17 protein-coding genes are annotated in these 15,117 nt (G+C 33.8%); all 17 read left to right on the top strand.

Annotation, left to right across the window (positions count from 1 at the left end):
- Positions 1-120: 120 nt before the first annotated feature.
- The 17 genes from B7R67_RS10765 to B7R67_RS10685 all read left to right on the top strand — a co-directional run bounded on the left by B7R67_RS10765 (position 121) and on the right by B7R67_RS10685 (position 14,916).
- Positions 121-366, top strand: a complete 246-nt coding sequence (locus tag B7R67_RS10765) for a type B 50S ribosomal protein L31 (protein WP_088070264.1) — start codon at positions 121-123, stop codon at positions 364-366.
- A 213-nt stretch (positions 367-579) separates the two neighbouring features.
- Positions 580-1,194 carry a thymidine kinase gene (locus B7R67_RS10760; protein ID WP_088070263.1) on the top strand — a complete coding sequence of 205 codons (615 nt, stop codon included), beginning with the start codon at positions 580-582 and terminating at the stop codon, positions 1,192-1,194.
- A gap of 367 nt (positions 1,195-1,561) precedes the next feature.
- The gene (prfA, locus tag B7R67_RS10755; protein ID WP_142289543.1) at positions 1,562-2,629 is read left to right on the top strand and encodes a peptide chain release factor 1; all 1,068 of its coding nucleotides are present in this window, start codon (positions 1,562-1,564) and stop codon (positions 2,627-2,629) included.
- Positions 2,629-3,486 carry a peptide chain release factor N(5)-glutamine methyltransferase gene (gene prmC / locus B7R67_RS10750; RefSeq protein WP_088070261.1) on the top strand — a complete coding sequence of 286 codons (858 nt, stop codon included), beginning with the start codon at positions 2,629-2,631 and terminating at the stop codon, positions 3,484-3,486. The genes prfA and prmC overlap by 1 nt, the downstream gene beginning before the upstream one ends.
- 153 nt (positions 3,487-3,639) lie before the next feature.
- The gene (locus B7R67_RS10745; protein WP_088070259.1) at positions 3,640-4,545 is read left to right on the top strand and encodes an ATP-grasp domain-containing protein; all 906 of its coding nucleotides are present in this window, start codon (positions 3,640-3,642) and stop codon (positions 4,543-4,545) included.
- Positions 4,542-5,396, top strand: coding sequence for an ATP-grasp domain-containing protein (locus B7R67_RS10740; protein ID WP_088070257.1), 855 nt, complete (start codon positions 4,542-4,544; stop codon positions 5,394-5,396). Before B7R67_RS10745 ends, B7R67_RS10740 begins: the two co-directional genes overlap by 4 nt.
- Positions 5,397-5,754: 358 nt before the next feature.
- The gene (gene spoIIR / locus B7R67_RS10735) at positions 5,755-6,564 is read left to right on the top strand and encodes a stage II sporulation protein R (protein ID WP_088070255.1); all 810 of its coding nucleotides are present in this window, start codon (positions 5,755-5,757) and stop codon (positions 6,562-6,564) included.
- 57 nt (positions 6,565-6,621) lie between these two features.
- On the top strand, positions 6,622-7,080 hold the full coding sequence (locus tag B7R67_RS10730) for a GNAT family N-acetyltransferase (protein WP_088070253.1): 459 nt from the start codon (positions 6,622-6,624) through the stop codon (positions 7,078-7,080).
- Between the two features lie 106 nt (positions 7,081-7,186).
- Positions 7,187-8,233 (top strand): L-threonylcarbamoyladenylate synthase, encoded by a 1,047-nt coding sequence (locus B7R67_RS10725; protein WP_088070251.1) that lies wholly within the window; start codon positions 7,187-7,189, stop codon positions 8,231-8,233.
- Between the two features lie 125 nt (positions 8,234-8,358).
- The gene (locus tag B7R67_RS10720; protein ID WP_088070248.1) at positions 8,359-8,916 is read left to right on the top strand and encodes a manganese efflux pump MntP; all 558 of its coding nucleotides are present in this window, start codon (positions 8,359-8,361) and stop codon (positions 8,914-8,916) included.
- Positions 8,917-9,035: 119 nt separating this feature from the next.
- On the top strand, positions 9,036-9,476 hold the full coding sequence (locus B7R67_RS10715; protein WP_088070246.1) for a low molecular weight protein arginine phosphatase: 441 nt from the start codon (positions 9,036-9,038) through the stop codon (positions 9,474-9,476).
- Positions 9,477-9,579: 103 nt separating this feature from the next.
- The gene (rpiB, locus tag B7R67_RS10710; RefSeq protein WP_088070244.1) at positions 9,580-10,029 is read left to right on the top strand and encodes a ribose 5-phosphate isomerase B; all 450 of its coding nucleotides are present in this window, start codon (positions 9,580-9,582) and stop codon (positions 10,027-10,029) included.
- Between the two features lie 222 nt (positions 10,030-10,251).
- Positions 10,252-10,818 (top strand): TIGR01440 family protein, encoded by a 567-nt coding sequence (locus tag B7R67_RS10705; RefSeq protein WP_088070243.1) that lies wholly within the window; start codon positions 10,252-10,254, stop codon positions 10,816-10,818.
- Between the two features lie 144 nt (positions 10,819-10,962).
- A complete protein-coding gene (glyA, locus tag B7R67_RS10700) occupies positions 10,963-12,204 on the top strand; it encodes a serine hydroxymethyltransferase (protein ID WP_088070241.1) in 1,242 nt (413 codons plus the stop codon).
- Positions 12,205-12,429: 225 nt separating this feature from the next.
- Positions 12,430-12,948, top strand: coding sequence for a DoxX family protein (locus tag B7R67_RS10695; protein WP_088070239.1), 519 nt, complete (start codon positions 12,430-12,432; stop codon positions 12,946-12,948).
- Positions 12,949-13,219: 271 nt separating this feature from the next.
- The gene (upp, locus tag B7R67_RS10690; protein WP_088070237.1) at positions 13,220-13,849 is read left to right on the top strand and encodes a uracil phosphoribosyltransferase; all 630 of its coding nucleotides are present in this window, start codon (positions 13,220-13,222) and stop codon (positions 13,847-13,849) included.
- Between the two features lie 113 nt (positions 13,850-13,962).
- On the top strand, positions 13,963-14,916 hold the full coding sequence (locus tag B7R67_RS10685) for a sugar-binding transcriptional regulator (RefSeq protein WP_088070235.1): 954 nt from the start codon (positions 13,963-13,965) through the stop codon (positions 14,914-14,916).
- Positions 14,917-15,117: the final 201 nt, after the last annotated feature.

Genomic DNA, 15,117 nt, shown 5'->3' with positions numbered 1-15,117 from the left:
TGCATTCTCCCGGGTTAGTTGCTATAATTTCATTTGTATGTGAAATGTAAATTATGTGGTATACACATGGTTTCTATAACTCTGATTTCGAGGATTTCAGGGCGGAAGGAGATGAAAAACATGAAAGCAAATATTCATCCTGATTACAAGAAAGTAGTGTTCATGGACATTAACACTGGTTTCAAATTCTTAAGCGGATCAACAAAATATTCTAACGAAACAATCGAATGGGAAGATGGTAACACTTACCCTCTTATCAAAGTTGAGGTTTCTTCTGATTCTCACCCATTCTACACTGGTCGTCAGAAATTTGCTAACGCTGCAGGACGTGTTGAACGTTTCAACAAAAAATACGGCCTTAAGTAATAATGATGAAAAGCAGGCGAGTTATTGCTACTTTGCCTGCTTTTTTTACGCATTTATAGTTAAATATCATACAAGTTTAATTCAAAAAAATGAATTTTTATATAGATAGACAAAATACTTACATGAATAATAATGAAAAATGATCCGGCAAATTGCTTTGAACTAAAATAAATAAAATAGTCATTGTACTGATATAGAAAGGTGAGACTCATAATGTTCTTTATGATGAAAAAAAATGGTTGGATTGAAATGATTTGTGGCAGTATGTTTTCTGGTAAATCAGAAGAATTAATCCGCCGCATTCGCCGTACACAGTTTGCTAAGCAAAGCTGCGTTACATTCAAGCCTTCAATTGATAATCGATATAGTGAAGTAGAAGTGGTGTCTCACACAGGTATGAAAGTACCTGCATACGCAGTAACACACTCATCACACATTCTTAAATACGTTACAGAAGAAGTAGAAGTAGTTGCAATCGACGAGATTCAATTTTTTGATGATGAAATTGTGAATGTTGTTCAACAATTAGCAAATACAGGGAAAAGGGTAATTTGCGCAGGACTTGATCAAGACTTTAGAGGACTTCCATTCGGTAAAGTTCCCGAAATATTATCAATTGCTGAACATGTAACAAAATTAAACGCAGTTTGTGCAACATGTGGTTCACCTGCAAGCAGAACTCAAAGATTAATAAACGGGAAGCCTGCTTTATTCGAAGACCCAATTATTTTAGTAGGTGCATCTGAATCATACGAACCAAGATGTCGCCACTGTCACGAAGTACCAACTAAAACAAATCAACCAGTACTCCAAAATCAAAACGATTAATATTTGTAGTAGGTTGAAAATTAACTATTAAGACCATATACTTAGAAATGTGGAGGTGCCTTGGTTAGCCCCGACAAGCATAAGAAAAATATCAGCGAAGGTTGGTTTTTAACCTTTGATGATATTTGGCTTATGACCTCGAGGGGCTAGGCGCTGGAACTAGACACTAAGAAATATGGAGGAAGCTCGATCAGCTCTGAATGGAATATTACCGAAGAGCTAGCTTTCAGAACTAGATCGTTAGAAACGTGGAGAAAGTGTCTTATGATACTTGAATTTAACAGATAAAATTAAAGAAGCGATTTGCATCGCTTCTTTCGATATATATTTAGTTACTATTTTAGACGAAAATGTCGAGGTGAAAGATATGTTTGATCGATTACAAGCAGTAGAGGATCGTTATGATAGATTAAATGATCTACTTAGTGATCCTGAAATCATAAATGACTCAAAAAAATTACGTGAATACTCAAAAGAACAATCTGATATACAAGAAACAGTTGATGCATACCGTCAATACAAATCAGTTAAAGAGCAGATTAAGGATGCAAAAGCTATGCTTGAAGAAAAGCTTGATGCTGATATGCGCGAGATGGTAAAAGAAGAATTAAATGAGTTAGAAAATGAATCAAAAGATTTAGAAGAACAATTAAAAATCCTTTTAATTCCGAAAGACCCTAACGATGATAAAAACGTTATTGTTGAGATTCGTGGTGCAGCGGGTGGAGACGAGGCGGCATTATTTGCTGCGACATTATATCGTATGTACAGCCGTTATGCAGAGGTTAATGGATGGAAAACTGAAATCATTGAAGGTAACTATACAGAGCTAGGTGGCTTTAAAGAGATTATTTTTATGATTAACGGTAAAGGTGCTTATTCAAAATTAAAATTTGAAAATGGCGCTCACCGTGTTCAACGTGTTCCTGAAACGGAATCTGGTGGACGAATTCATACTTCAACTGCAACAGTAGCTGTCTTACCAGAGGCTGAAGAAGTTGAAATTGAAATTCATGAAAAAGATATTCGTGTTGATACATTTGCTTCAAGTGGTCCTGGTGGACAATCGGTAAATACAACGATGTCTGCAGTTCGTTTAACACATATTCCTACAAATACGGTTGTATCTTGTCAGGATGAAAAATCACAAATTAAGAATAAAGAAAAAGCTATGAAAGTTCTACGCGCAAGGGTTTATGATAAATTCCAAAGAGAAATTCAAGCTGAATATGATCAAAATCGTAAGCAAGCTGTAGGTACTGGTGATCGTTCTGAGCGTATCCGTACTTATAACTTCCCACAAAACCGTGTAACTGACCATCGAATTGGTTTAACAATTCAAAAACTTGATCAAATCGTTGAAGGTAAAATTGACGAAATCATTAATGCATTAATTATGGATGATCAAGCAAAACGAATGGAACAAAATCAATAATGACAACAAAGATATATGAAGCCCTAAAATGGGCTTCTTCTTTTTTACAAGAACACGGTCGCGATGAGAATGTGGGAGAAATTGCGTTAAAACATATTTTAAACTGCAATCGAACGGAATTGCTGTTAAATATGCGTGAAGATTTGGAAGAGCAACATTGGAATCAATTTCAAGATATGCTAAAGAAACATATTGATGGTCAACCAATTCAATATTTGATTGGATATGAATATTTTTACGGCAGAAAATTTTTCGTTAATGAAGAAGTGTTGATTCCGAGACCTGAAACAGAAGAACTCGTAGAAGGCGTATTAAATCGTATTCATAAACACTGGAAAAACACAGACCAGCTTGAACTAGTTGATGTAGGTACTGGAAGTGGGGCTATAGCAATATCGCTTGCGCTTGAAAGTAGCCAACTTACTGTTCATACTATCGATATCGCTGAAGAATCGATTCAAGTTGCAAAACAAAACGCCCAAGAGCTAAATGCAAACGTTCATTTTATTCATAATGATTTATTAAATTATTTTATTGAGGAAAATAAGAAGGTTGATATTGTGGTATCAAATCCACCGTATATTCCACATGAAGATTGGTTGAATTTAGATGAGGTCGTTAAAAATCATGAACCGTATCGAGCGTTAGTCGGTGGTGAGGATGGGTTAGATTTTTATCGTCGTTTTGCAAATGATTTACCGAAAGTGTTAAATGAAAAGTCACTCGTAGCTTTTGAAGTCGGTGTAAATCAAGGTGAACCGGTGGCTGATATTTTAAGAAAAGCCTTTCCAAGTTCAACTGTTGAAGTTGTCTTTGATATAAATGGTAAAGATCGTATGGTATATATGATGAAGTGATCGTTTCGAAAATGAATCGTAGTATGTTGACTAATAAAAGTCGATGTATTGCGATTCTTTTTTTTGTGTTAGAGTTAATAATTGATAAGGAATTTTCGATTATATTTTTCAAGAGATAATAAAAAATTTTACGAGTGAAAGAAGATAATTAGTATGAAAAAGTTTACAGGTTGGATTGTTTTTAATGGTCATATTACAGCAACAAAATTTACCGAACTTTTCGAATGGTTGAGAGATACAGCATTAACAAAGGGAATTGACGTTACTTTAGTTAAGCACTACGAACTCATTCCGGTAATCGAAAAGGGTCAGGCGAAATTAAAAGGGAAGTATGAAAATCAAAGACCTGATTTTGTAATTTTTTGGGACAAGGATGTTCGCTTAGCTAGGCATTTAGAAAATATGGGTCTAAAATTATATAATTCTGCAAGAACAATTGAGGTCTGTGATGACAAAGCATTAACATTTCAAGAGTTGTCAAACTATGGAATCCCAATGCCGAAAACAATTACTGCACCGCTTCTTTTTCCGAATTGTAATTTAACAAATTATGACTTTTATGATGAAGTAGAAAAAGAGCTTGGTTATCCATTGATTATAAAAGAATCATTCGGTTCATTTGGTAGACAAGTTTATTTAATTGAGAATAGAGAAGAACTTTTAAAAAAGGTAGATGAGCTAAAACATGTGCCTCACATTTATCAAGAGTTTATTGAATCAAGTAGAGGTACTGATATTCGAATCCAAGTTGTAGGGAAACAAGTAGTAGCATCGGTTTTAAGAAAATCAGAATCGGATTTTCGTGCAAATGTTACAAACGGTGGAAAAATGTTTAAATACGAACCAACGAAAGAGCAAATAGATTTAGCATTAAAATGCTCCGAAATACTAAAAGCTGATTTTGCAGGGATTGACTTATTATTTGGAGAAGATGGCCTAACGTATTTATGTGAAGTTAATTCTAATGCTCATTTTAAAAACATTTATTTATGTACCGATGTAGATACAACGAAATATATCATTGATTATATTATTGAGGACTTGGAGCTAAACGCATGATCGGATGGTTAATCTATTCAAAAGCAGACGCAGAGAGAAATAGAACATATATCGACTGGTTAATAAATGGAGCATTGGAAAATGGACTTGAACTAAAATTACTATACGCTGACCACATCATTATCGGCATTCAAAACGGGGTCAATACTCTTTCCTATTATGGTGAAGTATTAAGTATACCGAACTTTGTCATAATGAGATCGATATCTAATGTCTTATCCACACACTTAGAAGAAATGGGGATAAAACTATTTAACAATGCGACAATTTCTTCAATGTCAAACCATAAGTTTTTAACACATCAAAAGCTTGCCAGTCTGGGTATACCAATGTTAGATACATTTTATTATAAAAAAAGTACGATTAAGAATGTAGTCGATACAATTCAATTCCCATGTATCCTTAAGAATTGCATAGGGAGAGGTGGAAATGAAGTATATTATGTTCATAATCAAGCTGAACTAGTAGAAACTGTTCAAAATGCAAATTTTGATGAACTATTAATACAAAAAGTAGCAGATCAAGTAGGGAAAGACTTAAGAGTCTTCATTATTGGTAAAGAAATAATCGCAGCTGTTTTGAGGTATTCAGAACGCGACTTTCGTGCAAATTTCTCGCTAGGCGGAGATGCAAAACTATATGAACTTTCGCCAACCGAAAAAAAACTGATCCAAAAAATAGTAGATCACTTCGACTTTGACTTCGTAGGAATTGATTTCATGTTCGACTCAAACAACCAGTTAATACTAAATGAAATAGAAGACGTAGTAGGAAGTAGAACACTATACACAGTTTCAGATATTGATATTGCATCATTATTTATGGCTTATATAAAGAAAACTCTAAAATAATTATAGCTCCACAAGAGCATCCTGAAGCGGAAATTACCACTCTTCTTTTTTTAGGCTATGTTAATGTTTATTGTTGAAAATTTAAAGAAGCTATTTTCGGAAGAGATTTTATAGAAATTAAAGTAGAGAATAGAAGAGACGTTGATTGGAGTGGAAGGTGTGAGACTCCTGTGGGAGTAGCGAGAAGGGTGAGACCCCGCAGGCTTGCCGAGGAGGCTCAGCTCTCGCCCCACGGAAAGCGAGCATCCTGTAACGGAAATCAACATTCTTTTTTTACAACAGTAAAAAAAATAGAATACTAGTGTTTAAGAATTTATTATTTTGTCCACACTGTTCCTAGAGGGACGGTGGAGAGAAAATGAAAACTAAAAATAAAACAAAAATAACATATAAAATTATTTCTTTATTTATCATATTATTAATTAGCTCGTCGGTATTAATGCCACTTAGAGATACAAATGCTAAAGGCAACGAAATGGTAGTAATCCCTAAAAAAGCTGTACGATTAAGAATCCTAGCAAATAGTGACTCTAGTGAAGATCAAGCGCTTAAACGAAAAGTCAGAGACGAAGTAAATGCACAAATCAACACTTGGGTTAAAGATTTAACAAGCTTCGAAGAGGGACAAAAAGTTATCAAGAGCCATATTCCGGATTTACAAAAAACAGTAGCACGTGTCATTAAAGAAGAAGGATCAAATCAAACATTTACAATTACTTATTCTAAAAAGGTTAAATTCCCTACTAAATTATATGGTAGTTTCTTATATCCTGCTGGAGATTATGAAGCTGTATTAATTAAACTAGGTGCTGGTCAAGGCGCTAACTGGTGGTGTGTATTATTCCCACCTTTATGCTTCCTAGACTTTTCAAATGGAGATGCAACTTTAAGTAAAGATGCTCTTCAATCTCAACAAAAGGTAGATAAAGAAACAAAAATTAAAAATGGGACAAAAATTGAATCTAAAAATGACAATAACTCAGCTGATTTAAGTAAAAAGAAAGTTGAGGTTTCCGAAAAACATAATAATGACTTAGTCGTTCAAAATGATACAAATGTGAATCAAGATAACGCGACAGTTGAAGCGTCTGCACTTCCAGGTGAGGAACCTAAGAATGATATAAAAGTTGAGAGTTTCTTTCTACAAATGATTAAACAATTATTTTAGTTCTACCTGTCTCCTTATGTGCATAAAGTATTACGAGCATACTAGGGAGGTTTTTTTATGAAAATACGTTCAGCTTTACAAGAAGACTTTGAAACAATCTTTACGTTTTTAGGACAAGCAGGACTTTCTACAATCGGACTTGAAGAGCAACAAGAATCATTTTTCATAATGGAAGATGAAGCCGGAAAAGCTCAAGCTGTAATTGGTTACGAACAAGATGGAAGTGAAGCGTTATTAAGATCGCTAGTAGTTGCACCTACCATTTATTCACAGCATATGGTACTCTTTTTACAAAGTGTTCTTGATAAACTAAAAGAAGAAATGGTTAACCAAGTCTACTTATTAACAAGACAGCATGTTGTTCAAGACCTATTCCTTTTATTAGGTTTCGAACAGGTTGAACAAGAAAGTGTCTCAAACAGTATTAAAGAAATGAAACATTATCAAACTACAATTAAGAATGAAGAAGTGTTAGTATATCAAAAAGAACTATACACAAAGTTATCCACAAATTAGCAAGTTTTGTCCACAATTTGTGGATAAAACTTGCTTTTCATTCGTAGGATAATGTCTAAATTTGTAAAATATACACTATTATTCACTCTAAAGAGAGGTGCTACGTATGGAAACAAAAATATGGTATGTGGATAATCCTGTGAATAAAGATAAAGTTTACCCACAGATTGTGGATGCAGCAAAAAATTTACAGTTAGGACAAGTTGTGGCCTTTCCTACAGAAACGGTTTACGGATTAGGAGCGAATGCTCTTTCAGATGAAGCCGTTCAACGAATTTTTCAGGCTAAAGGAAGACCGAGTGATAATCCACTAATCGTACATATAGCAAATGAAGAACAATTAAATGATTTAGTTGAAGATATTCCATTAAATGCGAAGAAACTAATGGATGCATTCTGGCCAGGGCCTTTAACGCTGATCTTAAAAAGTAAGAAACATGTCTCAAAATTTGTAACAGCTGGTTTATCAACAGTGGGGGTTAGAATGCCTGATCATCCTGTTGCTCTAGCATTAATAGAGTCATGTAATTTACCGATTGCTGCACCAAGTGCAAATACTTCAGGAAAGCCAAGTCCAACTTCTGCAAAGCATGTATATGAGGACTTAAATGGACGAATTGTTGGAATTGTTGATGGCGGTAATACGGGCGTGGGGTTAGAGTCAACTGTAATTGACTGTTCGCAAGATGTATTTACAATTCTAAGACCTGGTAGTATTACGCCAGAAATGATTAGAGAAGTCATAACAACAGTTGAAGTCGATCCATCAACAATGAAAGAAAATGAAGCACCAAAATCTCCAGGTATGAAGTATAAGCACTATGCACCAGATGCTCAAATGCATCTCGTAAATGGTGATATTGAGTTTATACACAAACTTATACACAATTCCCAAAATCAAGGGAAAAAAATTGGCGTACTAACAACAGAAGAAAATAAAACACAGTATAAAGCTGACGTAGTACTCGCTTGTGGAAAACGTAGCGAATTATCAACTGTAGCAGCATCATTATATGATTGTATTCGACAATTCAATGATGAAAATGTGGATATAATTTATTGCGAAACATTCCCCTACGAAGGAATTGGAATTGCAATCATGAATCGTCTGTGGAAAGCCTGTGGACATTCGATAATTGAGCAGGGAAAATAATAGAAGCCCATTGGAGCTTCTATTATTTTTTTCAAATCCTTTTTTGAAATTAAAATTTATTAATTTTCCTCATATGGTAAGTAGGACGTGCATATCTTTTAATAGCAAGTCCTAGGAGGGAAAGCATGAGTAGCTCATTAATCGATGAAATGATTACATTAACAATTATGGGATCTGCGTTAGGTTTAGATGCATTCTCAGTTGGTTTAGGAATGGGTGTAATTCAACTAAAATTAAGACAAATCATTAATATCGGAATTGTAATTGGGCTTTTTCATGTTATTATGCCCTTATTAGGCATGGTAATTGGATACGAATTATCCGAGAATTTTGGTAAATATGCCGTACTACTTGGTGGTATTTTATTAGTAGGCATAGGTTTTCATATGATTTATACAACTCTATTTGGTCAAGAAGAGAATAAGTATTCGCCGTCAGGGGTCGGATTATTACTTTTTGCATTTAGTGTAAGTGTCGATAGTTTTTCAGTTGGAATAAGCTTAGGAACATTTGGTGCAAAAACATGGTTAACAATTCTTTTATTTGGTATTATAAGTACAATTTTAACTTGGGCAGGTTTATTGTTGGGAAGAAGAGTAGAACAAGAACTCGGCAAATTTGGAGAATTGCTTGGAGGCTCATTTTTACTGATATTTGGAATCAAACTATTATTTTTTTCCTGATCGTTATAAATTTAAATAAAATGTAGGATGGTGAAATTGGAGACAATTGCCCCATCCTTTTATTTTTTAGTAGAATAGATTAAATAAAATGTTTCGATAAAAGAAGGTGAGGAAATAAGATGAAAAATATACTATTTGTTTGTACAGGAAATACATGTCGAAGCCCAATGGCTGAAGCATTATTAAGACACCATGGGAAGGATTCTTATCAGGTTAAGTCTGCAGGTGTATTTGCGATGCCAGGAGACTCTGCCTCTAAAAATGCAATATTGGCTTTAAAAAATAAAGGGATTGAATCCAATCATTCCTCACAGCAAATAAATGAAGAGTTATTACAATGGTCTACTAACGTCTTATCAATGACTTCAAGTCATAAACAGATGTTGATTTCTCAATTTCCACAATATAAAGATAAAGTATATACAATTTATGAATATATAAATGGTACCGATAAAGATATTTCTGATCCTTACGGTGGATCATTATCGATTTATGAAAGTACTTTAAATGAATTAGAAGAATTGGTAAAAAAAATTGTTCAAAACTCAAATGAAGTTTAACTTAATATGGAAATTGACGTTGATAGTTTCACTAATTTTGAACATAATAGTGTAAGATAGAAATTGGAATAAATATTTAAAGATGTAAAACGGGGGTTTTCGAATGAAAGTAGCAATAGCATCTGATCATGGTGGAGTAAACATACGTCAAGAAATTATGAATTTAATGGATGAAATGGGCATTCAATATGAAGACTTTGGATGTGAATGTGGTACATCAGTAGACTACCCAGACTATGCTTTCCCAGTTGCACAAAAGGTTGCAAATGGTGAAGTAGACCGCGGGATATTAATATGTGGAACAGGAATTGGGATGTCAATTGCTGCAAATAAAGTAGAAGGTATACGTTGTGCTTTAGTACATGATACATTTAGTGCAAAAGCAACTCGTGAACATAATGATACGAATATGCTTGCGATGGGTGAACGAGTAATCGGACCTGGCTTAGCGAGAGACATCGCTAAAATCTGGTTATCAACTGATTTCGAAGGTGGACGCCACGAAAATCGAGTAAACAAAATTAAAGACTACGAAAAAAATCATAAATTATAATAACTAAAAATACCGTTAATCCAAAACTAATTGTTAAGATTATCGGTTTTTTTTAATAATAAGTTCTGCAAATGTTAATGGAGCAGGAAAAGCAGGAAGAACAGGAAAGAATAAAGGGCGAGAAATACTTTGAGGAAATCAATAAAATAATCTAAAGTATTTTAGGATCTTTGCCTTTCTCCTTGATCCTGCAATTAGGATTTTCGTGAGAGGAAGATAGAAATGGACGAAGAATTAAATTTAGTAGAACAACAAATCACCTCATTATTAGCTGAGTTAAATGAAGAAGTACATTTTACTAGCGACCATGTATTAGTGATTGGTTGTAGTACTAGTGAAGTGACTGGTCAAAGAATAGGAACTTCTGGGACAATTGAAGTAGCGGAAGTTTTATTCAGAGCTATAAAAGCATTCCAAGACCAAACGAGTGTACAATTAGCATTTCAATGCTGCGAGCATTTAAATAGAGCGCTTGTCGTTCAAAAAAACACAGCGAAAAATTTATGGTTAGACGAGGTTACCGTAGTTCCAGTTCGTTCAGCTGGAGGTGCTTTAGCTTCTTATGCATATAGACATTTAGAAAATGCCGTAATCGTAGAGCATATTAAAGCTGATGCAGGAATTGATATTGGAGATACACTAATCGGAATGCATTTAAAACATGTAGCGGTCCCTGTTAGAACAAACACAAAGCAAGTAGGACAAGCACATATTACTGTTGCAAAAACACGACCAAAACTAATTGGCGGAGCACGTGCTATTTATTCAATTGATGAAGAGATAAAATAGGAACAAATATTTGTTAATTGTAAGATATATGATTTATTTCTACATAAAACCATGATAAAATAGAAAAGAATTCAGTCGTTTTTCGAATGATATTTAAAATTTATACTTGTAATGTTCGTGTTTTATTAAAAGGGGGATATAGCCGTGGAAAATTTAAAAAAGCAAGATCCATCATTGTATGAAGCAATTCAGTTAGAGTTAGGGAGACAACGTACGAAAATTGAGTTAATTGCTTCTGAAAACTTTGTAAGCGAAGCTGTAATGGAAGCCCAAGGTTCAGTATTAACAAATAAGTATGCTGAAGGATATCCAAGTAAACGATACTATGGCGGTTGTGAGTATGTTGATATTGCTGAAAACATTGCAAGAGACCGTGCAAAAGAAATTTTTGGTGCGGAGCATGTAAACGTTCAGCCTCACTCAGGTGCTCAAGCGAATATGGCAGTATATTTCACGATTTTAAAACATGGTGATACAGTATTAGGTATGAATTTATCACATGGTGGTCATTTAACTCACGGAAGTCCAGTTAACTTCAGTGGAGTTCAATATAATTTCGTTGAGTATGGAGTAGACCAAGAGACACAAGTAATTAATTATGAAGATGTATTAGAAAAAGCGCGAGTACACAAACCAAAGTTAATCGTTGCTGGTGCTAGTGCATATCCAAGAGCTATCGATTTTAAAAAGTTTAGAGAGATTGCAGATGAAGTTGGAGCTTATTTAATGGTTGATATGGCTCACATCGCAGGCTTAGTAGCATCTGGACTTCACCAAAATCCAGTTCCTTATGCTGATTTTGTAACAACAACTACACATAAAACTTTACGTGGCCCACGTGGCGGTATGATTTTATGTAAAGAAGAATTTGCGAAAGCAATTGATAAATCAATCTTCCCTGGTATCCAAGGTGGACCTTTAATGCACGTAATCGCTGCAAAAGCAGTTGCATTTGGCGAAGCTTTACAAGAAGATTTTAAAACCTACGCTCAAGCAATTATCGATAATGCAGCTCGTTTAGCTGAAGGCTTAAAATCAAATGGTTTAAATCTAGTATCTGGTGGTACGGACAATCACCTTATTCTAATCGATGTACGTTCTTTAGAATTAACTGGAAAAGTTGCAGAACATGTATTAGATGAAATTGGAATCACATGTAACAAAAACACAATTCCATTTGATCCAGCAAGCCCATTTGTAACAAGCGGTATTCGTATCGGAACAGCAGCTGTAACTTCTAGAGGATTTACTTTAGAAGATATGGATGAAATTGCATCAATCATTGCAGATACTTTAAAAAATCATGAAAATGAAGAAGTGTTAGAAAAATCTCGTAAACGCGTTAACGCATTATCAGGTAAATACGAATTATATCCAAACTTTTAATTTATAAGTAGTCATCTAATGGGACTCCACCTCCACTTCGTTAAATAACACGAAATGGAGGAAGAGTCCCATTCTAGATGGCTATTTTTTTATAATCTGAATAGTTAGATAAAAGTCACAATAAGTTCATTAAAACTTGTGAAACTATTCACAAAAATAAATGGAAATAAAGTACAATAACTTATGTAATCATTTATAAAATAAATTTAACGGAGGCAAAAAATTATGTTTATTAATTTTTTAAGAACTAATAAAATTGCATCTGGTGTTTTAACTGTTCTTCGACTTTATCTTGGATATGAATGGATCCATGCAGGCTGGGGTAAATTATCTGCTGGTGGATTTGACGCATCAGGATTTTTACAATTTGCAGTTAAAAATTCAACAGGCGATCATCCAGCAGTACAAGGTTGGTGGGCAGATTTCTTAACTCATTTTGCTATTCCACATATCGATTTATTTAACTTTTTAGTACCTATTGGTGAATTTGCAATTGGTCTTGGACTTATTCTTGGATGTTTTACAAAAACTGCAATGTTCTTTGGGTTAATGATGAACTTTTCATTTATGTTTAGTGGTACAACTAGTACAAATCCGCAAATGGTATTATTAGGTATCTTTATTATTATCGCTGGTTCAAACGCAGGACGTATTGGATTAGACCACTATATTCGCAAATTTATTGAAAAAAAACGTTTAAACAATCATTCAATAGCATCAAATAAATTAAGTAATGCATCTTAATTTTTCATAATTAAAAGTAAGAGAGGACGAACGCGTTCTCTCTTATTTTAGTATATAGGCAAAAATTGATTATCTGAGTGTAACTAAAAATTTAAAAGAAATTTGGTCAAATAAACAATGAAAATAGAAAAAAAAGGAAATATAAATAGTAGTGTTAAAAAGTATTGAAAGAAATCAAGCAGATTTAATAATGTGACTTGAATTATTTAACCGCTTTCGGTATTCTTTTTAAGAATCATAAATTACTAAGTATATGCAAGGAGCGATATAAATGAGTAAAGTATACGTTTTTGATCATCCGTTAATTCAGCATAAAGTATCTTTAATTCGTAGCAAAGACACTGGAACTAAAGAATTTCGTGCACTAGTTGATGAAGTTGCGGGTTTAATGGCTTTCGAAATTACACGCGATCTACCATTACAAGAAGTTGAAATCCAAACACCTGTATCAACTGCAAAAGCAAAAGTTATTGCAGGTAAAAAATTAGGGATTGTACCTATTTTACGTGCAGGTTTAGGAATGGTTGATGGTTTCCTTAAACTAGTTCCTGCTGCTAAAGTTGGACACGTTGGATTATACCGTGATCCTGAAACTTTAAAACCGGTTGAATATTATGTTAAGCTTCCTACGGATGTAGAAGAACGTGATTTCATTGTAATCGATCCTATGCTTGCAACAGGTGGATCAGCAGTAGAGGCAATTAATTCATTAAAAACACGCGGTGCGAAACATATTAAGTTTATGTGCTTAATTGCAGCTCCAGAAGGTGTTGAAATATTACAAAAGGCGCATCCAGATGTGGACATTTACATAGCTGCATTAGATGAAAAATTAAACGATCATGGTTATATTGTTCCTGGTTTAGGTGACGCTGGAGATCGTTTATTTGGTACGAAGTAATTTGATATTAAAAGCTTTCCTAACTAGGAGAGCTTTTTTTTATTAAAAAGGTTATAATAATTAAAAATTTGTATCGGTATAAAGGATTGGAAAATTAAAGGGGATTTATTGGGATGTCATTAGAAAAACAAAGGTTAATAATTGACGCTGCTAGACTATATTATGATTCAGATTTTAGTCAACAGGAAATAGCGACAAAGTTAGGAATCTCTCGTCCAACTGTTTCTAGACTACTTCAACAAGCAAAAGAATTAGGTTATGTAAAAATTGAAATTATCGATCCCCTTGAAGATCATCAAGATTTAGCACGAAAATTAAAGAAAAAATATAATTTACAAACGGTAGAGGTTTGTTATTCGCCTATTGACGATATCAATGAGGTCTTACAAACAATTACTAAAAAAGCTGCCGATGTGCTGTTTGAAACAGTACATGATGGAGATATTGTTGGTGTGACTTGGGGAACAACAATGTATCATATTGCTACAAAACTAAGTAATAAGGCAGTAAAAGGTGTTGAAGTAATTCAGTTAAACGGAGGAGTTAGTTACTCTAAAACGAATACTTATGCATCTGAGACAGTAAATTTATTTGCTGAAGCATTCAATACAGTACCAAGGTATCTACCTCTTCCAGTTATCTTTGATAACCCTGAAGTGAAACAAATGGTTGAGGCTGATCGCCATATTGGTCGATTGATTGAATTAGGAAAACAATCAAATGTTGCGATATTCACTGTAGGAACTGTAAAAAAAGATGCTTTATTATTTAGAGTAGGTTACCTAAATGAAAAAGAAGAAAAAGAGTTACAAACTCATGCAGTGGGTGATATTTGCTCTCGCTTTTTTGATAAAAATGGAAATATTTATTCGGAATTCATCGATAGTCGAACAATTGGTATCGCACTAGATGAGTTAAGGAGTAAAGAAAAATCTATTTTGGTAGCAGGTGGAGAAAGAAAAACAAACTCAATTCACGGTGCCTTAATGGGTAAATATGCAAATGTATTAATAACCGACCAATTTACAGCAAAGCGTCTTTTAGATTTGCCAATAGTGGAAGATTAAGGGAGCATTAAAGAATAAATAATTTGAGCATATAAAACGTTAGGAATTTTAACGGTTTATATGCTTTTTTATAGGAAAAAATATCCTTGAACATAAGTTCAAATAATGTTTTACAAAATTTCAAGCTGGTGTTATAGTAAAGACATATTCGAAGTAACTTAATAAATATCAAAAATGAAACAGAAAATAAACGACCAAAAA

The organism is Gottfriedia luciferensis (assembly GCF_002156865.1).
Taxonomy (GTDB): Bacteria; Bacillota; Bacilli; order Bacillales; family Bacillaceae_G; genus Gottfriedia; species Gottfriedia luciferensis.
Note: the sequence above shows the minus strand (reverse complement) of the source record. Positions and strands in the feature narration are given on the sequence as shown.